18 protein-coding genes and 4 pseudogenes are annotated in these 19,550 nt (G+C 68.2%); 12 read left to right on the top strand and 10 right to left on the bottom strand.

Annotation, left to right across the window (positions count from 1 at the left end; translation table 11 throughout):
* Window positions 1–132: 132 nt before the first annotated feature.
* The 3 genes from CP973_RS20680 to CP973_RS20690 form a co-directional block, all read right to left on the bottom strand.
* Window positions 133–408 carry a hypothetical protein gene (locus CP973_RS20680; RefSeq protein ID WP_150242821.1) on the bottom strand — a complete coding sequence of 92 codons (276 nt, stop codon included), beginning with the start codon at window positions 406–408 and terminating at the stop codon, window positions 133–135.
* Between the two features lie 7 nt (window positions 409–415).
* Window positions 416–664, bottom strand: a complete 249-nt coding sequence (locus CP973_RS20685) for a hypothetical protein (RefSeq protein WP_150242823.1) — start codon at window positions 662–664, stop codon at window positions 416–418.
* 424 nt (window positions 665–1,088) lie between these two features.
* Window positions 1,089–1,760 (bottom strand): TetR/AcrR family transcriptional regulator, encoded by a 672-nt coding sequence (locus CP973_RS20690; RefSeq protein ID WP_150242825.1) that lies wholly within the window; start codon window positions 1,758–1,760, stop codon window positions 1,089–1,091.
* A 97-nt stretch (window positions 1,761–1,857) separates the two neighbouring features.
* Here CP973_RS20690 and CP973_RS20695 point away from each other — a divergent pair, with 97 nt between their 5' ends.
* The 3 genes from CP973_RS20695 (at window position 1,858) to CP973_RS20705 (ending at window position 4,177) form a co-directional block, all read left to right on the top strand.
* Window positions 1,858–2,688, top strand: a complete 831-nt coding sequence (locus CP973_RS20695) for a phytanoyl-CoA dioxygenase family protein (protein ID WP_150242827.1) — start codon at window positions 1,858–1,860, stop codon at window positions 2,686–2,688.
* A gap of 92 nt (window positions 2,689–2,780) precedes the next feature.
* A complete protein-coding gene (locus tag CP973_RS20700; RefSeq protein WP_150242829.1) occupies window positions 2,781–3,209 on the top strand; it encodes a RidA family protein in 429 nt (142 codons plus the stop codon).
* Between the two features lie 377 nt (window positions 3,210–3,586).
* Window positions 3,587–4,177: a DUF1345 domain-containing protein gene (locus tag CP973_RS20705; RefSeq protein WP_244409635.1), complete on the top strand. Its 591-nt coding sequence runs from the start codon at window positions 3,587–3,589 to the stop codon at window positions 4,175–4,177.
* Between the two features lie 39 nt (window positions 4,178–4,216).
* On the opposite strand, the pseudogene CP973_RS20710 reads toward CP973_RS20705, so the two are convergent.
* Window positions 4,217–4,603: pseudogene (locus CP973_RS20710) on the bottom strand (transposase); the annotation flags it as partial.
* A 62-nt stretch (window positions 4,604–4,665) separates the two neighbouring features.
* Here CP973_RS20710 and CP973_RS41790 point away from each other — a divergent pair.
* Window positions 4,666–5,750, top strand: a protein-coding gene (locus CP973_RS41790; RefSeq protein WP_425281980.1) for an IS630 family transposase whose coding sequence is annotated in 2 segments (ribosomal slippage) — window positions 4,666–5,109 and window positions 5,112–5,750 — 1,083 coding nt in all. Because the reading frame shifts where the segments join, the coding sequence is not laid out codon by codon here.
* Here CP973_RS41790 and CP973_RS20725 read toward each other — a convergent pair.
* Window positions 5,737–6,138: pseudogene (locus CP973_RS20725) on the bottom strand (transposase family protein); the annotation flags it as partial. The gene CP973_RS41790 and the pseudogene CP973_RS20725 sit on opposite strands and share 14 nt — an antisense overlap.
* Window positions 6,139–6,263: 125 nt before the next feature.
* On the bottom strand, window positions 6,264–7,598 hold the full coding sequence (locus CP973_RS20730; RefSeq protein WP_150242833.1) for an NAD(P)/FAD-dependent oxidoreductase: 1,335 nt from the start codon (window positions 7,596–7,598) through the stop codon (window positions 6,264–6,266).
* A gap of 1,462 nt (window positions 7,599–9,060) precedes the next feature.
* Here CP973_RS20730 and CP973_RS20735 point away from each other — a divergent pair.
* Window positions 9,061–10,107: a cytochrome P450 gene (locus tag CP973_RS20735; RefSeq protein WP_244409636.1), complete on the top strand. Its 1,047-nt coding sequence runs from the start codon at window positions 9,061–9,063 to the stop codon at window positions 10,105–10,107.
* A gap of 467 nt (window positions 10,108–10,574) precedes the next feature.
* Window positions 10,575–10,997: an Hsp20/alpha crystallin family protein gene (locus CP973_RS20740; protein WP_150242836.1), complete on the top strand. Its 423-nt coding sequence runs from the start codon at window positions 10,575–10,577 to the stop codon at window positions 10,995–10,997.
* A gap of 424 nt (window positions 10,998–11,421) precedes the next feature.
* Here the strand turns inward: CP973_RS20740 and adhP are convergent, their stop codons facing one another.
* From adhP to CP973_RS20755, 3 genes are all read right to left on the bottom strand, one after another.
* The gene (adhP, locus tag CP973_RS20745) at window positions 11,422–12,432 is read right to left on the bottom strand and encodes an alcohol dehydrogenase AdhP (protein ID WP_150242838.1); all 1,011 of its coding nucleotides are present in this window, start codon (window positions 12,430–12,432) and stop codon (window positions 11,422–11,424) included.
* Between the two features lie 210 nt (window positions 12,433–12,642).
* On the bottom strand, window positions 12,643–13,662 hold the full coding sequence (locus tag CP973_RS20750; RefSeq protein ID WP_244409639.1) for an AMP-binding protein: 1,020 nt from the start codon (window positions 13,660–13,662) through the stop codon (window positions 12,643–12,645).
* A 350-nt stretch (window positions 13,663–14,012) separates the two neighbouring features.
* Window positions 14,013–14,603: a TetR/AcrR family transcriptional regulator gene (locus tag CP973_RS20755; RefSeq protein ID WP_150242840.1), complete on the bottom strand. Its 591-nt coding sequence runs from the start codon at window positions 14,601–14,603 to the stop codon at window positions 14,013–14,015.
* 105 nt (window positions 14,604–14,708) lie between these two features.
* On the opposite strand from CP973_RS20755, the gene CP973_RS20760 reads away from it, so the two are divergent.
* The 6 genes and pseudogenes from CP973_RS20760 to CP973_RS20785 all read left to right on the top strand — a co-directional run.
* On the top strand, window positions 14,709–14,897 hold the full coding sequence (locus CP973_RS20760) for a hypothetical protein (RefSeq protein ID WP_150242842.1): 189 nt from the start codon (window positions 14,709–14,711) through the stop codon (window positions 14,895–14,897).
* Between the two features lie 2 nt (window positions 14,898–14,899).
* Window positions 14,900–15,673, top strand: a complete 774-nt coding sequence (locus tag CP973_RS41795) for an SDR family NAD(P)-dependent oxidoreductase (protein WP_425282005.1) — start codon at window positions 14,900–14,902, stop codon at window positions 15,671–15,673.
* On the top strand, window positions 15,568–16,344 hold the full coding sequence (locus CP973_RS20770) for an SDR family NAD(P)-dependent oxidoreductase (protein WP_150242844.1): 777 nt from the start codon (window positions 15,568–15,570) through the stop codon (window positions 16,342–16,344). Before CP973_RS41795 ends, CP973_RS20770 begins: the two co-directional genes overlap by 106 nt.
* A gap of 31 nt (window positions 16,345–16,375) precedes the next feature.
* Window positions 16,376–16,531, top strand: a pseudogene (locus tag CP973_RS20775) (Tn3 family transposase); the annotation flags it as partial.
* A 506-nt stretch (window positions 16,532–17,037) separates the two neighbouring features.
* Window positions 17,038–18,279, top strand: coding sequence for an IS110 family RNA-guided transposase (locus CP973_RS20780; RefSeq protein ID WP_150242846.1), 1,242 nt, complete (start codon window positions 17,038–17,040; stop codon window positions 18,277–18,279).
* A gap of 3 nt (window positions 18,280–18,282) precedes the next feature.
* Window positions 18,283–18,464 (top strand): annotated as a pseudogene (locus tag CP973_RS20785) (Tn3 family transposase); the annotation flags it as partial.
* Window positions 18,465–18,849: 385 nt separating this feature from the next.
* Here CP973_RS20785 and CP973_RS20795 read toward each other — a convergent pair.
* On the bottom strand, window positions 18,850–19,407 hold the full coding sequence (locus CP973_RS20795; RefSeq protein WP_244409642.1) for a CGNR zinc finger domain-containing protein: 558 nt from the start codon (window positions 19,405–19,407) through the stop codon (window positions 18,850–18,852).
* Window positions 19,408–19,550 lie beyond the last annotated feature (143 nt).

The raw sequence follows: 19,550 nt of genomic DNA on the forward strand, positions 1-19,550 counted from the left end.
TGGTTGGGGCGCCCGCCCAAGGCCGGCGCGGACCGTCGGCGCCGTCGTCCGGGACGGGGAGCGGGCGCGGGCGGGGTGCGCGGGCCTCGTACGGACACTGCTACAGCCGGCCGTCTCGTATCGGTGACCTGATCACGTATGCCCGGCGAGTTGAAGCATCTGGACCCTTCCGTTGCCTCCTCCGTCGTCGAGAACCAGGAAGGTGGCGCGTGAGCCCTGGCTCAGGCGGATCTGGAACTGATCGCCCTGCAACCTCTTGTAGTTCGTGTCTCCGGCTCTCGCGGCTGCCTGGGCGGGGTGAAGTCCGTCGTTCTGGATCGCGTTCTGGAAGATGTCGAACTTTTCCTGCTCGGAATTGGTGAGCTGCCCGACGACTTCCATGCGACTCTTGTCGAACGTCCAGGGCATGGTATGCCTATTCCGTCGTTACGGTGATGTCTTCGAGCGTCAGGTTTTTGACTGCCAGTTCTACGCCGCCGAAGGAGCGCTCGAACTCATTTCGCCCCACCCTGAGGGCGTTGACCTCGGTCGCGGACCCACCGGCTGTCATCTCGAAGTTTCCGTCGGCCTTGCAGTCGACGATCACCTTGGTCTGCCTGCCGAAGGCCCAGGTGGGGATGTGGGCCTGCACTTCCTGCGGTGCCAGGCGATAAGGACCGGCCATGGGGAGGACCTCCCGTGATTGTCGAATGTACTTATTCTCATCACCTGTTACCCGGCACGGACGAGGAATCCACGCCAAAGGTCTTGATCCCTGCGGTGAATCGTTTTCCTCGTACGCGTTCGACTGCATTTCCGTATGGTCCGGTGATTTCCGTATGGTCCAGTGCTGCCGGTCTGGGGCAGGCCTTGGCGCTCGCCTCACGGACGAATCCAGACCGGAGCGGAAGCTTTCGAAACGCCTGTCGCGTATATTCGTGCGACTGGGTGCGGTGCCGCCAACTGCTGTACCCCGGACGGTTGGTGGTTGGCGAAGCACGCGACAGGTTCGGTGGCCGGACCTGTACGGGCGAGGCGTTCGGCCGCTCCATGGAGGGCTACACGGGCGGCGGGCTCGTGGGTCGGCCACCGGGCGGCGGACTCGTGGCTCAGGCGCCGGACGTGTGGCGCGCGCCCGGGGGCGGGGAGATCAACGTGATGGCGGCGTCGAGGAGGGTCTGGACCCGGGATGCCGTGAACCTCGTGGGCTCGATGGGGAACATCATCATCCAGCCGTCGCCGATGGCGGCGAGCTGGTCGGCGAGCAGGTCGGCGGGGATGTCGTCGCGAACGGTCCCCTGCGCTTGCCCGGTCGTGAGGAGCGCGGCGAGCGCGTCGCGGTGACGGGCGTAGCGCCGCTCGATGGCGGCGGCGAAGGCCGGTTCGTACCGTGCGTGGGCCAGCAGCTGGGACATCACGGGCCAGAACTCGGGGTCGTCGGTGGTCCGGGACAGCCACCGTTCCAGGATCGCCCGGATGTCGGGCCGGGGCCTGCCGGGCGCGAGCATCGCGTCGAAACTGTCGAACCGGCTTTCGGCCAGCGCGGTGACCAGCTCCTCCTTGTTGGCGAAGTAGTACGTCACCGCTCCGGTCGTGCAGCCCGCGCGCTGGGCCACCTTGCGCAGTGAGGTGTTGGCGTAGCCCTCCCGCGCGATCACCGAGGCCGCCGCCTTCAACAGCTCGGCCCGCTTGGCTTCGCGGTCACCCGCCGGGCGGCCACGCCGCGCGGGCGCTCCGGCTGCGCCATCGCTGAGCGGTCGTCGGGTTGCGTTCTCGGGCATCCCCCGATTCTGCCACACAATTATCGTAACGACTGTTGTGTAAATGCTCGGGGCTCGCTACGGTCCTTCCACCACCTGACATACGGGAGGAACGCTCATGCAGGAGTCAGTACGGGAAGCCTTCCGCAACGACGGCGCCGTCCTTCTCGAAGGCTGCCTCGACGAGGCGCAGTTGGCGCGCTGCCGCGAGGCGTTCGACTGGGCCGTCGCTCACCCCGGGCCCAACGCGTCGCGGATGTTCGACGGAACCGAGCAGCAATCGCACGTCGACAACGCCAACCCGCTCGCCAAGCTCCGGCTGGACGCGCTGGTGTCGTCGCTGCCGTTCGGCCGGCTGTTCGCCGACCTGTGGGGCTCGGAACACGTGTGGTACTTCGCCGAGGAGATATTCCTCAAGGCCGGTGGCCGAGGGGGCCGCACGGCCTGGCACCAGGACACCGCGTACCTGCCGTGGGCCGGTGAGCACTGGGGCAACGCGTGGATCAGCTTCCAGGCGCTCCCCGCGGCGAACTCGCTGGAGATCATCCGCGGCTCCCACCGCGGCCCCCAGTACGACGGGACCACCTTCGCCAACCCCGACGACCCGACCGAACCCCTGCACGGCGGCGGCGCGCTGCCGCGCCTGCCGGACATCGACGCCGAACTCGCGCGCGACCCCGGCGCCTACGACGTGCTCTCCTGGGCGACCGAACCCGGTGATGCCGTCGCGCTCCACCCCCGCTCGCTGCACGGCGGCGCGCGCGTCGACGCCGCGTGCCCGGACCGCCACACGCTGGTCCTGCGCTTCTTCGGCGACGACGCCACGTTCCGGCCCCTCCCTCAGGAGAACAGGCACTTCGCCCGCAACGGCATTCTCTTCGTCGAGGAGATGGCGAAGCTGAACCCGGGAGATCCGTTCCGCTCGTCGGTCTTCCGGCAACTCCTTTGACAGCGTCTCTTTCTCTGTCAGCTCCTCTGAAAGCTCCCTTGAAAGCTCGTTTGACAGCTCCTCTGACCAGGCACGGCCAGGAGGGATGCGATATGAAGCGTCAATTGATCAACCCGCCCGCGACCGGAGCGCTGTACGAGAGGTTGCACTTCTCGCAGGCGACCCGCGTCGGCGACATGATCTGGGTGTCGGGCCAGGTCGGTGTCGACCCCACCACCATGTCCCCCGCCGTTGGTATGGACGCCCAGGCCCGGCTCGCCTTCGAGGGCGTACGGACCGTCCTCGAAGCCGCGGGAGCGGGCCTGCGCGACATCGTCGAGCTGACCACGTACCACACCGACCTTCGAGGCGATATGCCGGTCTTCAGCCGGGTCAAGGACGAGTACCTCACCGACCGATATCCGTCGTGGACCGCGGTCGGGGTGTCCCAGCTGGCGCTCCCCGAACTGCTGGTCGAAATTCGCGCGGTCGCGGTGGCCGGGAGCGGCGACCGCACAGGCATCGTCACCAGTCGAACGTGAGCACGTCCGGAGTACGGCGCGATTCTGCGCTCGGAAGGAAAGCCCTGACGGAGATTTCCTTCCTCTTCGACCACGACCGAGATACGCATCAACCGCGGCCGGGACACGCCTCAACCGCGGCCGGGACACGCCCTTAACGCCGCCACTCAGGGCTCCGGGTACTCGGAACCTTTAACATCAACCAGGTCCTGCCCCTTCAGCGCCGCTGAGCGCCCATGAGTGCCATGAGTGCCCATGCGCCCATCAATGCCCTTCAGCGCCGTTCCCGTCGTTCTCTGACCGTCCGGAGAGGCTCGTCCGTGCATCGCTGGCTATCCGAAGGGCGCCGATCGGCGGTGAGCCTGGTCATTGCGGTGTGCACGGCAGTGGTCCTTCCCATGGACAGCGTCGTGCGGATTTCGGCAATGGACGTCGGCGTGTTCGTACTGTTCGCCTATCTGGTCCCTTACCTCGCGATCACCTTGACCGCTTTCCTGCGCGTCGCTCCGGAGCGGGTCCGCTCGTGGGCACACCGCGAAGCCCGTGGCACGTTCATGCAGCGTTACGTCCTCGGGACCGCGCCCGGACCAGGGGCGTCGCTCTTCATCGCGGCCGCCGCGCTGGTGGTGGCGGTGGTGTGGCTTCCCGGCCGCCTCGCCACCACATTCTCCGCCCTTCCTCGTACGCTGATGGCTTTCGCTCTCGTGGTCGTCGCCTGGATCTGCGTGGTCGTGGCCTTCGCGGTCACCTTCCAGGCCGACAATCTCGTGGAGGACGAGCGAGCGCTCGACTTTCCCGGAGAAGGGACTCCGGCCTGGGCCGACTACGTCTATTTCGCCTTGGCGGCGATGACGACGTTCGGCACCACCGATGTCAACGTGACGTCACGGGACATGCGCCGGACCGTGGCGGCGAATACGGTCATCGCCTTCGTCTTCAACACCGTCACGGTCGCAAGCCTCGTATCCGCACTAGAGGCTGTCCCGTAAATCACCAGGGACGTGCAGGTTGAGCTGCTCGTTTGCTTGTCATCCGGTGAGGGTCAGGTTGTGCAGGCGGGCGATGCCGAGCATGGCGTGGTGGGCGCCGTGGCCTCTGAGGCGGCAGTCGCGCAGGATCTTCCAGCTCTTCATGTGAGCGAAGGCGTGCTCGACGCGGGCACGGACCTTGCGGTGGGAGGCGTTGTGCTCTTCCTTCCAGGCGGGCAGTTCTTCGTCCTTGCGCCGGCGGTAGTGCGGGATGGTCAAGCCGGTACCGCGGTAGCCGCCGTCTGCGATCACCATGGGGGTGGTGCCGACGGCAGCCTTCGCGCCGGAGTCCTCCCAGGCCCGGCAGTCGTTGCGGTTGCCGGGCAGCGGCTTGCCGACGGCGACGACCAGGCAGGAGTCGGCGTCGATGACGACCTGATGGTTACTGAGGTTGTCCGGGTGTTGTCGTAAGGGCTGACTTCTGGTGATCGTCGCAGTAGGCCGAAGTCATGAGGTATCCGCAAGGCGGTGGCCTGACGGCTGAGCGGCGGGCGTTTCGCGAGCGCATCCGGATGGATGCGGCCGCGATGTTCGCCGCCGGGCAGGCCAGTGATGTGATCGCGAAGCGGCTGCGGGTCAGCGTCCGCTCGGTACAGCGGTGGCGCCGGATCTGGCAGGACACGGGGCGGCAGGGCTTGCGCTCGCAAGGGCCGGCAGCCCGGCCAGCACTGAGCGAAGCCTTGTTCTCGGTGCTGGAGCAGGAACTGGCCAAGGGGCCGGTGGCGCATGGCTGGCCGGACCAGACCTGGACCCTGGCACGGATCCGCACGCTCATCGGACGCCGGTTCCACAAGAGCTTCACCCTCTCGGGTATCGCGAAGATGCTGCGGCGGCACGGCTGGTCCCATCAGGTGCCGGCCCGGCGGGCGCTGGAGCGCGATGAGGAGGCGGTGGCCGGCTGGGTGAAGGACACGTGGCCCACGGTGGAAGCGGTGCGGCGGCGCTCGGGGCCTGGCTGTGCTTCGAGGATGAGGCCGGCTTCTCGGTGACGCCGCCCATCCGCCGCACCTGGGCCCAGCGCGGCCACACGCCGCTCATCCGGGTCCGGGGACGTTCCCAGCGCCGCTTTTCGATCGCCGCTTTGGCCTGCTACCGCCCCGGCCGACGCTCCCGCCTGATCTATAGGCCCAAGCGGCACGGCAACGTCAAGGAGGCCAGGCGCCGCAGCTTCACCTGGAGCGATTACCGTGACCTGCTCATCGCAGCCCACCAGCAGCTGGGCGGCCCGATCGCCGTCGTCTGGGACAACCTGAACGTGCACAAGGACGCCCGACTGCGGGCTTTCATCGACAGCCGAGACTGGATCACCGTTCACTACCTGCCGCCCTACGCTCCCGACCTCAACCCCGTCGAAGGCATCTGGTCCCTTCTGCGTCGCAGATGCCAGGCCAATGCCGCCTTCACCGATCCCGACGACCTCATGCAGGCCCTCCGCCGCGGCCTGCGCCAGCTCCAGCACCGCAGCGACGTCATCGACAGCTGCCTCGCCGCAACAGGACTGCCTTTAACGACAACACCCGGACAACCTCAGTAGTGGAGTAACGGTAGTTCTTGCTGGAGGCGGCCACGGCCCGGTCGCGGGTGGGGACCAGCGTGCCGTCCACGATGAGCACGGTGTTCTTGCGGAACCGCCGCCGGGGTTGGAGGGCGAGAGCCGGTCCGAGGTGGCCGACGATCCGGTCGGCCGCGGACTTGGAGATGCCGAAGAGCGGGGCGAGTTGGCGCAGGGTGAGGTTGGTGCGCCAGTACGCGGCCACCAGCAGCACCCGGTCCTCAAGCGGCAACGACCACGGCCGGCCCTTGCGGACCGGATCGGCGCCCTCGCGCCGCAACGCGGTGATCAGCTTGTTGAACTGCCGTGGGCTCAGCCCGGTGAACGGACCTATCCACGAGGGATCCGACGCCTTGATCACACCAGCCACGGCAAGATCGTCTCACCTCTGACCGGCAGTTACGGGACAGCCTCTAGGCGGCGGCTAGCATTCCAGCGGTAACGGTACGGCGTACAGCGTATGGCGTGACAATGTGCGCCCGCGACGGGCCACCTTCAGACCCTGCGGCGGTGAAAACGGTCCGAGATGCGGTCGATCGTCCAAGCGGCGTGCAGCGTCGGCGTGCTGAGGACGGACGGGGCGAACCGTGGCCGCGCACGCCACACGGAGGCGAGGTCTTCGTGCATCCGGTCGCCGGCGAGGCGGTCGGCGAGCAGGGTTCCGAGATACGGGGACTGGGCGAGGCCGTGGCCGTTGCAGCCGATGGCGTAGAAGACGTTCCGCGTCGCCTCCCCGGCGACCGGCAGCAGCGACGGTGTCATCGCGATCCACCCGCCCCACGCCCGTTGCGGCGCGACGTCGCGGAGTGACGGGAACCGCTCGTGGAAGCCGCGGACGAGGTCCGATACGACCGCGTCGTCCGGCTCCCGGGCGCCCAGTGCTCCCGGCGCTGTGCGCAGCCGACGGGTTCCGAACATGATCGTGCCGCGTGGTGTGGGCCGGTAGTTCTCCAGGATCGTGTGCGGGGTGATGATGCCGACGTGCCTCGTCCAGCCGGTCGCGGCCAGCCGTTCGGCGTCGACCGGTTCGGTTTCGACCAAGCTGGTCCAGACCGGCGTGACCATTCGCCTCGGGGCGATCGCGAGGTCCCGGGAGTAGGCGTTGGTGGCGAGCAGGACGCGCTCGGCGTGGACGCGGCCGCTGGTCGTGCTGACGACGGCTCCCGAAGCGTGGGGGTCGACCGCGCGCACGGCGGTCCGCTCGTACACGCGTACGTCCGATGCAAGAAGCGCCTCGCGCAGGCCGAGCGCGAACTTCCCGGGGTTCAGCAGTCCGCCGGCACGCTCGAAGACGCCGCCGAGAAACGTCTTCGGCAGGCCGAAGCCGCGGCCCTCGACGAACTCGACGTCCGCCCCCGCGCCTCGCAGGATCTCGGCGTTCCGTTTGGTGCGCCGCAGCTGTCCGGGGGAGACGGCGGCGATGACGTTGCCCGTCGGCTCGTAGTCGCAGGCGATGGCGAGCCGTGCGATCAGCTCTTCGGTGAAACGGGCCGCCCTGTCCGCGTAGCGGACGAGCCCCGGCAGTCGGCGAGGGTACAGCGTGTTCAGGAGCTGCGGGTCGCCTGCCAGCGCGTTCGACAGGTAACCGGCGTTGCGCGAGCTGCCGCCCCATCCGCAGAAGCCGGACTCCAGCAGGACGACATCGGCGCCGCGGTCGGCCAGCCGGAGCGCCGCCGCCATGCCGGCGTAGCCGCCCCCGACCACGGCGATGTCGCACGTGAGCTCCCCTTCCAGCATCGGCGCGAAGTCGGTGGGCCGCTCGGCCCAGCCGCTGAACGCCGAATACGCCACGCCGGTGGAGCCGGCCACGCTCGCTGCAACGTCGTACATGTCGATCTTGGTCTCCCGTCCAGAGTGCTGAGGATGGCGGCACCGTATCGAGTCGCGCGAATTTACACAACAGGCGTTACGGGAATGGTTGCCCGTGTGTTCGGGAGCGGATCGGGTCGTGGCATTGATCGGTGGCAGAGCGGTGGCGGATCGGGTGGTGGCATCGGGCGGCGGCGTCGAGGGTGGTGGAGTAGTCGGGGGCAGTACGCGCTCGCGAGTGCTCGCGATTTGCGCCTGGTTGATGGTTGTGGCCCGCCGGCCACGGTCGGTGCGCCCGAGGTGGTAGGTGCGGGGTACGGTCCGCGCCGGACGGCGGTGCGAGGGCGAGCGGGCGGCCTGGTTCCTGTGCCGGCTGGTTGCCATGGGCCTCCGGCAGAGCCTGGTGGACGACGATCGGGCCGCGGAGTCGGTGCGGAACATCGTCTATGTGTCCAACTTCGCCGGGCTGCGCACAACGTTTCTGGACCTGTACTGCAAGGAAGGCTCCCACCCCTATATGGAGCTGGAACGCATGAGCAACGGCGTGCTGTCCCATTCCACGGTCAGCCGCTTCGTCAGCGGGGTGACCGGTCGGCCCAGCCGGCAGTTCGTCCTCGCTTCCGCCCGGGTGTGCGGTATGCGGGGCGTGGCCCCCAACGAGTGGGCCAGGCATGGAGCCGGGCGGAGGAATGCCGACTGGAAGACCCGCGCAGAGCTCTCTGCCGTAACGCCGAGTGGGACCGTCAGCGTCGAGCATCAGAGAATGGGAGCTGGGGCATGGATGGCCTTCAGGAGGTGCACGCGTCACTACCGGTGTCCGGCGGGAGCCGGAGTACTTCGCCAGAATCTGCATACCGGCCTGAAGGGCTCGGTTCGCCGATTCGGACGATAAGGCCGGCGGACCAGCGGATGCGGGAGGCCGCAGACGTTGGGTGCTGAGGCGGTGCTGAGGCGGGCGGCACCTGGTCCGCTGGGTGCCGTCAGCCCGCGACAAGGGCCGAACCGGCGGCATTCAATCTGAATTCCTCACCCGGCCGTGAGGACCAGGCCCGTCACGCAAGCAGCTCGACAGACCCACTGCTCCGGTACTGAACTCGCCAACTGGACCGCTCCGGGAGCCATGCTCCTGGCCGTCGCAGGGCAGAGAGCCGCTCTCCGGGCTGGCGGTTCTCCGGACGGGCGGTGCAGGTCACGTCGGCGACGGGAGTTCGAGCGGTCGCGTCGGCGGGTGGTGGGGCCGAGTGTCCGGTGTGTTCACCTTTACGAGTGGAGTGACGCCCTTGCGGCATTGGGGACGGTTGTCGCTGGGCAAACACCCGGCACGGGCGGCGGATTGTGTGCCCGGATGACGGCCCTGGGGGGAGGGCGTGCGGTGAGCGTGAGAGAAATGCGCCGATTCCGGCGTGATCCGCTTCAATACATCGAAGACTGCGCACGCCGGAGCCCGGTGGAGGTGTTCCGGCTCCCGTGGGGCGCCTGGTGCGTGAGGGACACCGATCTGGCGCTCACGGTGTTGCGCGACCCGGCCTTCCACAGCGGCATGTCCACCTTCTTCGGGGACATGCTGCCTTCGCGAACCGCCCAGATCGCCCTCGGCCGCGCCGTCCGGGACCTGATGCGGGCGCACCTGCCCACCTGCCGTCAGCGAGTGGCCGAGGCCGCAGCCGGGCTCGGCCCGGTCAGCCAGTGGCCCGAAGCCGGGCCGCTGCTGGTGTACCGGTGTACGGCGGACGTGCTGCTGCACCCCGGTGTCCCACCGGCACTACGGCGGCAGATGGCACAGGCCGTGTCGGCCGGGCTGACCGCCCGCCAGCCGTACAAGCGACAACGGGCACGGGCGGAACTGCTGCGCCCCAGACTTCTGGCCTCGATCACCGGACATGTCCGCAGCCGCCGGATGCACAGTCCCGCAGCGGGCGAGCCGCAGGACCTGCTGGACGCCGTGATCGGAGCCTGCCCCGAGAGGCTCACTGATCGGACCGTGGCAGGCCTTTACGTGCTGCTGTTCCAGTCGATCGTAGGCAACATCGGCTATGCGGTGGCGTGGTCGCTGCTGCTGGCCTGTCTCCACCACCCACCCGGCCCGCCATGGCCGTGGCCCGCCGAATGGCTGGTGCGCGAGGCCGCTCGCCACCGCCCGTTCGTCTGGATGGTCGGCCGACGCGTCCCCCACCCCCTCGAATTCGGCGGCCTCCCGTTCTCAGCAGGCACGATCCTGTCGGTCAGTCCCTATCTCCTGCACCACGACTCGCACCGTTGGGACCGACCCGAGACGTTCCGCCCCGAACGCTGGAACGAACCAGGCGGGCAAGGCCCCTACCTCCCCTTCAGCGCCGGCCCTTTCACCTGCGCCGGCGCGGCCGTCGCGCACAGCCTGATCACCGAGGCGGTCACCGCCCTGTCACAGGACGCCCGCCTGACCGTCAACGGCGGCGATGCCCGGCCCCTGGTGTCCGGCTCTGTCCTGCCCCGCCCCTTCACCCTGCGCCGCGCCCTCAAGGCCCCCGCCCGGCTCGCGTTGATGAGATGAGGGGAGGTGAATGACATGATCGCTGCTATCCGACGCATCCTCTGGAACAAGCCCGCCAGTTACTGGGAGCCGAATGTCTGGCTCTGACAGTCCCGGTTTGCCCTGGTGGCCCGCGCGCCATGGCCAATGGCGCGCGGGCCACCTGAACGTATCGACCCTGCTCATCGTCCCCGTCGGCGCATGGCGCATCGGCGCATTCGCCGATGCCCGTACGGGCTGAGGGGCCCAGAACGGCAGCAGTGGACACCTCGCACCTCGCGCCGTTCGCTGGACGAGACTGACTGGGTTTTTTGAGAGGCGTTGAAGGTGTTTCCGAATCTCCGCCGGGATGCCGTTACATCACTTGTGTTGATTGTTGTTGTCTGAGCCTTCGAAGTTAAGTCGGACCTTGTCGGCATTCCTCCGGCTGGTATGTAAGAAGAAGACCGAACTATGCGGGAAAGACGCTGTCGAAGGAGGGATGGGACATGCTGATGCGTACGGATCCCTTCCGTGAGCTCGACCGGCTCGTCGAGCGTGTCCGGGGCACGGCCGCGCATCCGGCCGGCATGCCGCTGGACGCCTGGCGTGAGGGAGACGGCTTCTTCGTGGAGCTGGACCTGCCGGGTGTGGACCCGGAGTCCATCGATCTCGATGTCGAGCGGAACGTCCTGACCGTGAAGGCCGAACGCAAGCCGGCGTACGGCGAGAACACCGAGACGGTGATCACCGAGCGGCCCGTGGGGATGTTCAGCCGGCAGCTGTTCCTCGGCGAGACCCTCGACACCCAGAAGATCGAAGCCTCCTATGAGGCGGGCGTGCTGAAGCTACGCGTCCCGGTCACCGAGCAGGCCAAGCCGCGCAAGATCGCCATCAGCGGCGGCGGTGACCGCAAGGAACTGGGCAGCTGACGGCGGCAAGCCACGCCTGCCGGGCCCCGGGCGGGTCATGCCCCGGGGCCCTGACGCCGTCCAGGACGCCCATCGGCCGCCTGCGCTGTCGTGAGCACGCCGGCACGGCCCGCGTCCCACCCGCCATCCCGGCTCCATCGCCTACGAGGAGAGCTTGCACACCTACGGAGAGAGCTCGCACGCATACGAGGAGAGCCTGCACGCCCGTGGACAGGAGCTGTATCGCCCGCTGCGTCGAGCCGCAAGGCGCCGACCGGCATACCGAGGAGATGCGCGAGCGCTTCACGTCCCCGGCCGACCGCGAGCGGTCTTCCGTATGTCCGTATGTCCTTCCGGCTCCCGATGCCCGGGGGCGTTGCCGGGGCCGGGCCGTCCGCCGTGCCCCGATCGGCGCACGAGGCGCGGCGGACCGGATCGCGGTGGCTCACATCTCGAAGACGATACGTGCCTTGATCTGCCCGTTCAGGACTTCGGCGATGGACTCGTTGACGGTCTCCAGCGGCCGGGTCTCATAGATCACCTTGGTGCGTCCTGCGGCGTGGAGCCGGAAGACCTCGGCCAGGTCCTGGCGGGTGCCGACGATGGAGCCGATGACGGACGTGCCGTTGAGGACGGTGTCGAAGATCGGCACGCTGATGGTGCCCCCGGCGGGCAGGGCGACCATGACCAGCTTGCCGCCGCGCCGCAGTCCGCCGTAGACGGAGGCGAACGCCTGCTCGTTCACGGCCAGTGCGATCGCGGCGTGCGCGCCGCCGTGCCGCTTGAGCACCTCGGCCGGGTCCTCCTTGCGGGCGTTGATGAGGATGTCCGCACCGAGTTCCCGGGCGAGTTCGAGTTTGTCGTCGGTGATGTCGATCGCGGCGACGGTGGCCCCGGCGATTTTCGCGTACTGCACGGCCAGGTGGCCGAGTCCGCCGACGCCGGAGATGGCCACCAGCTGGGCCGGACGGACACCGGCGACCTTCAGCGCCTTGTACGTGGTGACGCCGGCACACGTCAGTGGCGCGGCGTCACGCGGGTCGATGCCGTCGGGGACCACAGCGGCGAAGCCGGCCGGTGCGAGCATCTTCTCGGCGTAACCGCCGTCCACGCTGTAGCCGGTGTTCTGCTGCTGTTCGCACAGGGTCTCCCAGCCGGAGAGGCAGTGCTCGCAGCGCCCGCAGGCCCAGCCCAGCCAGGGCACGGCCACCCGTTGCCCGATCTCCAGGTGGGTCACTCCGTCACCGAGCGCCTCGACAGTGCCGACGCCCTCGTGGCCGGGGACGAACGGCGGGGTCGGCTTGACCGGCCAGTCGCCGTGCGCAGCGTGGATATCGGTGTGGCACAGTCCGGACGCCTCCACCCGGATGCGGACCTGGCCGGGGCCGGGCTGCGGGTCCGGGCGCTCCTCGATCACCAGCGGCTCGCCGAAGGACCGGACGACTGCTGCCTTCATCACTGGCTCCTCAAAACTGTTCGGTGCGGTGTGGGTTCAGCGTCGGCCGCGTCCCGGTGTCACGACAGGTACTGGAAGTCTTCACCGGTTGGGCCGGTCGGCCCTGAGTCACAGGGAACCGGCCTACGGATTCGGGCGGAGCGCTTCTGGCGGGACACGTCGGCGAGGCGCTACGGACCCGACTTACACCCCTGAGGACCGGTTGCAGGGTCAGCCACCGTCGGTTGGGTTGTGGTCGGGCGGAGTCCTTGTCAACGATCTCCTGATCCCGGCAGTCGTGATCATCCTGGCCGTGCGGTCCCGGCGCCTGGCTGCCGCACCCCGACCGGCCGGCTCGCTCGCCGCCTGAGACCGCGGGAGCTGTTCTCGCGATGGCGGCTGCGGCTCCTGCCCCTGCGGTCGACACCGTCGACACCGCCGACGCCCCGCCGGCTTCGGTGCGGGCCCATCGCGGCGGGTGCTGGCCGGCGGCGGCCAGATGAGGAGACGGTAGCCGGAAAAGAGCCGGTCGGACGTGACCAGCAGTTCGCCCCTGGGGTGCGATGAGTCGCTTTGGAAGTATCCCAGCTCGGGCACGTCCGCCAGTTTGTGGTCGGTCACCGGCAGGCTCACCACCCGGCCATCGAGCGAGACGATGCCGGCTTCCGTCGACCCGTAACCGTTGAGCAGCCTGACGTGCAGGCACTTCTCGACGCATGCCGTCGTCTCCGCGCTCAGCGGGGCCGAGGCGCTGACGGCCCACAGGAGTCGGCCGCCCAGCACCGTCTCCCGCAGTTCCTCCTGTACGCGCTCCGCGTGCTCGGCCGCATCTCCTGCCGTCCCGGCATCGTTCCGGCGGGCCAACTCGCTCCGGTAGCGCTGGAAGAGCATGTCGCAGATGCGGGGCACCATGACGAACTCGGTGGGGCGGAACAGGGGGATGTCCTCGAAGAGCGTCGACAGGTCGCCCGATGCCGCGAAGCAGGCGAGGCCTCCCTTGGCGAGCCTGCCGAACAGCACCCCCCGCCCCATCATGTGGCTCAGCGGCAGGTAGTTGAGCACGATGGACGGCCGCACCCCTTGGCCGGGCACGAAGTCGACCCAGAACTGCCGGACAAGACGCTCGGTGTACATGGCGCCCTTGGGGGTGCCCGTACTTCCCGAGGTGTAGACCAGCGAGCCGAGCGAGTCGGCCGTCGTCCCCTCGGGGCTCCGGGGGACCGGTGGCAGAGCCCGGCCTCGCACGATCACCGACGCCAGTGTGTCCAGGGTGACACCTCGGCCCTGCGCCGCGTTCGTGCGGGACCGTCACTCGCCTGGGGAACGTGCGGCATGCACCGGCGGATCGTGTGAGCGAAGTCGGCTGGGGCCAGGCCCCCCTCCTTGACGCCTTGGAGACCATCCAGCCCTTGGCGTGCACCGGTTCGAAGGGGACCGTCCGGGGCTGGCTCACCGGGTCACTGACAAAGGGCCGGTATACCCGGTGTCGGGAGAGTCGAATTCATGGAACGCGCCGAGTGGGTGCACGGCATCGTCCCGGCGGTGTCGTCCGCTCCCGGATGATGTCATCCGCTCCTGGGAGCTTCGGCACGTCGCCGGTGTCAGCCGGTTTGCAGACCGTCGAGAAGAACGGTCAGCACCAAGTGGTGGCCGTGCGCGGGATCAGGGTCGAGTCCCAGCACGCATCCCTGTACCGCTGGGGCGCCGGTCAGCCGCAGCACTTCCTGCCAGGCCAGGTCCCGGCGTAGACGTCCCTGGTCCTGAGCGCGTTCGATGACCTTCCGGGTGAGGTCGAGGAGCTCGTGGCGCTGCTGGGCGACAGCGGGCCCGCCGTGCTGGTCCAGGGAGCCGGACAGTCCCGCGTTCTGAGCGGTGCGCAGGGCCAGGCCGGTGAACAGCAACGAGAAGCCCTCCCAGGCGTCATCGCAGTCCAGAGCCTGGTGTGCGGTGTCGATCAGTTCGGTGAGGATGTCGCTCAGCACCGCCGCCATGAGCTGGTCGCGTTCGGGGTAGCGCCGGTAGACGGTGCCCACACCGACGCCGGCCTCCCGAGCGATCTCGTGGTAGCTCACGTCCAGCCCGGCAGAGGCGACGGCGCGACGCGCGGCCGCGAGAACCCGCGCGGCATTGCGCTGGGCGTCGGCGCGCACGGGCGTCGTCCCCTGGGTCGTCGCAGACCGCTCCGTGTTCATCACCCCATCGTATCCATAAGTGGACAGCTTCTGTCCGCCTCCTCTACTCTCACGGAAACGGACAAGATTGGTCCGTTTGTTTGGCTCGTGCGAGAGGTGCGCAGCATGGGGTCCCGTGTATGGCTGGTCACCGGCGCGTCCGGCGCGTCCGGCGGGTTGGGCGCGTCCGGCGGGTTGGGTCAGGCCCTGGTCAGTGAGGGTCTGAGTTCAGGTGAGCGGGTGATCGCGGTCACGCGCGACGACGAGCCGCTGCTACCGCTGACCGCCGCCTTCCCGGGTGTCTGCGCACCGTGAGCGTGGACATCGCCGACGCCAGTACGCCGCGTCCGGTACTGGATGACGCGATCACCGGGTTCGGCCGCCCCGACGTCGTCGTCAACCGCGCTGGCGGGCCCCTTCGAGGAACTGGACGACACGGAACTGCGCGCCCAGTTCGCAGGAACTTCTGCGCCGCCGCCAACGTCCTGCGCGCCGCTCTGCCCCACCTGCGCGCGGCAAAAGCGGGCCGTGTGCTGCAGATTAGCTCGCCGGCAGGGCAGATCGGTACCCCGGGGATGAGCGCCTGCACGGCCGGCAGGCACGCCCTCGAAGGTCTGAGCGTCTCACTGGCCGCCGAACTCACCCCGCTGAGCATCCGGACGACGATCGTGGAGCCCGGAGCAGCCCGCACCGGCTTCCGCGCCAACTGGGCGAGCCGGCTGCCCGGCAGCCCCGCCCTCCCCGATTACCTCCCGTGCACGAAGCACTGGCGCGCTCCGCCGACGCCGCGGCAAGGCAGGGCGGCGACCCGCCCGTACGGCCCAGGCCCTTATCGCCCTCGCCGACATGCCGAGCCCCCGCTGTGCCTTCCCCTTCGGCAGCGCCGCCCTCGCCGGCATCGAGAACGCCCGCAGCGACCAACGCAAAGAGCTGCGCCGATTCGCGCCCCTGAGCGCTTCCACCGACCACACAAAGGCAATCTGACATGCCCGAGCACCGCACCACCAGCCGTTTCGCCGTCGTCACCGGCGGCAGCGAGGGCCTGGGCCTGGCCATCGCCGAAGCCCTCGCCCGTGACGGAGCGGACCTGATTCTCATCGCCCGCAACCGCGACAAGCTCAAGACCGCCGCCGAGGCACTCGGCCGGCACGGCACCGTCGTGCACACCGTCCCCGCGGATCTCTCCGCGCCCGATGCCCCCGCCCAAATCGCCGCGCACATCGCAAACCTGACCGACCGGGTCGACACCCTCGTCAACAACGTCGGCACCGCACACTTCGCCTCCCTTGCCGACACCACGGTCGACGAGATGAACACCATGTGGCACCTCAACGTCCAGGTGCCGCTGCTGCTCAGCCAGCAACTCCTGCCCGCCCTCGTGAACGCTCGGGGAAGCATCATCAACATCAGCAGCTACTGGGCCCGCAAAATGGTCGCCGGCCGTCATGCGGCCGCCTACTCCGCCACCCGCGGAGCGCTCAACTCCCTCACCCGGGCGCTGGCCAGTGAACTCGGCCCCCAAGGAGTCCGTGTCAACGCCATCGCGCCCGGCGCCGTCCGCACGCCCAAGTACGAACGCTCCTACCTCGCCCCCATGACCGCAGAAGAACGCACCGCACACGACGAGCAGATCGAGCACTCCTACCCCCTGGGACGCCTGGGCACTGCCCAAGACATCGCCACCGCGGCCGCCTACCTGGCCTCCGCCCAGTGGACCACCGGCACCATCCTCGCCGTCGACGGCGGACTCACCACCCGCTGACTCACCATCCGATGACTTCTGCAAGCTTCCTACCTGGCTCAACGCCGTGAACGACCAGGTCGCGGGCATCGGGCAGATGGACGTGCCGGGCACCCCGCGCGACTCCCCGCACATCCTTGACACGCTGCTGAACCTGGACGCCGGAGTGAAGCCGGAGATGGTGGCCACCGGCAACGCCTCGTACTCCCGTACCCTTCAAGCAGGCTCGATCGGGCACGAGTGGCAGCCCCGGGAAACCGGTGCCGCTACTCGCCCTCGCTGCTAATTAAGAGCTGCGATCAGGATCGCTACAGTACGGGCGTGCAGGTGGGCACCCGGTCGAGCTGTAAGCTGCGCGTCCAGTCAGGAAGGCTGGATGCGACTCGTAGCAGCCTGCCCATCAAAGGGCTCTTCACGACTCCGTCGGCCGGCCTTCCGGACGCCCCGTAACTGCTGATTAAGAGTGGCGACTCGATCGCTCGTACGGACTTGCTGACGGGTGTCCCGACTGTCTGATAGTCGTTGCACCGGTAGCCACGAAGGCTGGGTGCGACTCTCGTACTCCTGCCCGTCATGGGGCTCATGTCGACTCCGTCGGCCAGTCTTCTGGTCACCCGCCATAACTGATTAAGAGCTGCGGCCTCGATCGCTCGTACGGACTTGTTTCAGGGGTGACCTGGCACTTCCTGTTCGTGTTCGATCTGGAGAGGCGAGATGACGCAACGGCCGCCACAGGTATGGGCCGGGATCGACGTAGGGAAAGGGCATCACTGGATCACCGTGGTCAATGCCGATGGCGACCCACTGTGGAACCGCAAGGTGATCAACTCCGAAACCGACATCCTGGGCGTATTCGGTGAGGTTATGGACGCAGCCGACCACGTAACGTGGGCACTTGACCTCGTCGACGGGCCAGCAGCATTGCTGCTGGAGACCCTGGCCAACCATGGGCAGAGGACCCGGTACGTCACCGGGTCAAAGTTCGCAGCGTTCAAGAAGAGCTTCAGCGGCCAGGGCAAGTCCGACTTGAAGGACTCCTACGTCATCGCCGAGTTCGCCCGCTGTCTCCGGCGGCAGACAGTTCCCGTGCCAGCGCCTCCGAGGGTCACCAAGGAACTCTCCCTGATCCTCTCCCACCGCAATGGCCTCTCAGTCGAACGCACCAGAACCATCAACCGCATGAGGGCCATGCTCACCAGCATCTTCCCAGAACTGGAGCGGTCCTTCGACTTCGCCCGATCAGACGGCCCGCTGGTCTTGCTTTCCGGGTACCAGACACCTGGGGCCATTCGGCGGATGGGCGAGAGCAGGCTCACAACCTGGCTCGCCAAGCGCGGTGTGAGAAAAGCGGCAGCCATCGCAGAGAAGGCAGTGACGGCCGCTAAGGCACAGGACTCAGCTATCAATGGAGAGGACCTGGCGGCCGAGCTGGTAGCCGAACTCGCCCAGAAGGTCACGCAGATGAACTTCCGCCTGAAGGAACTGGAAGCCAAGATCAGGGAGATTCTCTCTCAGCATCCCCAGGCTCCTATCGTCCTTTCCATGCCGGGCTTCGGTGAGCTCCTTGCGGCTGAGCTTCTCGCAGCGATCGGTGATATTTCCAGGTTCCCGAGTGCTGGGCGGCTCGCTGTCGCATCAGGAATGGCACCCGTCTCCAGGGACTCCGGTTCGAACACGGGGAACCGCCAGCGCCCTACCCAGTACAGCCGACCCCTTCAACGGGCCTTCTTCATGTCCAGCCAGTCCGCGTGCCTGACCGCGGGGACGTGGGAGCAGGAGATGTACCTGCGCAAGTACCAGGGCTACACGCACGACCGAGGCCGCCACAAGAAGGCCGTCATCGCTGTTGCCCGTCAACGCGTCTCCATCCTGTGGGCCATGCTCAGGGACGGTCGGCTCTATGAGAGGGAGTACAACCCCCGCGAGAAGGCGGCTGGCGAGGCTCAGGCGGCTTGACTTAACTCATTAAGAGTCGATATGGTCTTCGGCCTGTTCTCCCTGCTCGGCTACAACTTCTCCCCGCGCTTCAAGGACCTGGCCGACCAGCGGTTCCGGCGCGCGGAGATGCCCGGCATCACCACCGGCGGCTACGGGCCGCTGGAGGGGTTGGCGCGGGGGACCGCGTGAACCTGAACAAGGTCACGGTGCCGGGCACTTGCACGGGCGCGTGCCCCAGCGTGTCCCAGCCGCTGCGGCGCCAGTCCAGCGCCCCGTCGGGGGCGGTCACCTGCTGGGCGAAGACCCGCTCGCCGACCACGGTGACGCGTACGTCGGCGGCCTTGGGAATCCCGGCCTGGAACAGGTGCGCGGTCACGGCCAGGGAGTGCTCGGCGGCGAACTTGGCCGCGGCCTCGGAGTCGTTGGTCACGTAAGGAACGGAGATCTTGCGGTCTCAGGCCTGCATCGCGGCTTTCGCTGCGATGCAGGGTGCATCGCGAGGAACGCCTTCGGAGGCTCGAACGAGTTCGTCAATGGGCGGGCTCGGAGGAAACCCGGAGTCGGCCCGGCAGGGGCGGGCGTCGGCGCTCAATGCGGGCTGCGTCGGCTCCGGTAGGCCGCGACGCTGGCCCGGTGTGCGCAGGTTCGGGTGCAGTACTGCTTCGAGCCGTTGCGCGAGAGGTCCACGAAGGTGGCCCGGCAGGTCGGCCCGGCACATACGCCGAGACGAGCGGGACCGAGCGTGGCGATCACGGAAGCCAGTGCGCTGAGCGTGGTCGCGGCAAGGTGCGCCGCGCAGCGGTCGGTATCGGACGTCACCTCGGTCCACCAGCGGCTGTCCTCGTGGCGCAGTACCGGGGTGGCGCGGCTGCGGCGCAGACCCTCGTTGATCAGCGCCGCGGCTTCGACCGCGTCCGTGTTCGCCCGTTCGAGCGCCTCACGCACCGTCTCGCGCAACGCGCGGACTTCCGCCAGGTCGGCGCGGGTGAGATGCCGCGGACCGGTACTTCGGTTCGCGGCCGAACGCGGAGGCTCGGCCGCGGGGTGGTCGTCAAGGAAGTCCCGGAGCTGCTCCACGGTCTCCAGCGCGTCCTCTCCCTTGACCGGCCTCAAGGTGTTGGCCAGGTCGACGGCCGTCTGGACCACCAGTGGACTGTAATACGCATCCCGCATTTGACGTGTCTCCTCACTGCTCCGTAGCGTTACACGCAAAGGAGCTTTCGCATGTCACAACATACCCGGCAGGGAACGACACCGCAGACGAGCCCGCCTGGAGGTACTCCGGCACC

The organism is Streptomyces albofaciens JCM 4342 (genome assembly GCF_008634025.1).
GTDB classification, from domain to species: Bacteria; Actinomycetota; Actinomycetes; order Streptomycetales; family Streptomycetaceae; genus Streptomyces; species Streptomyces albofaciens.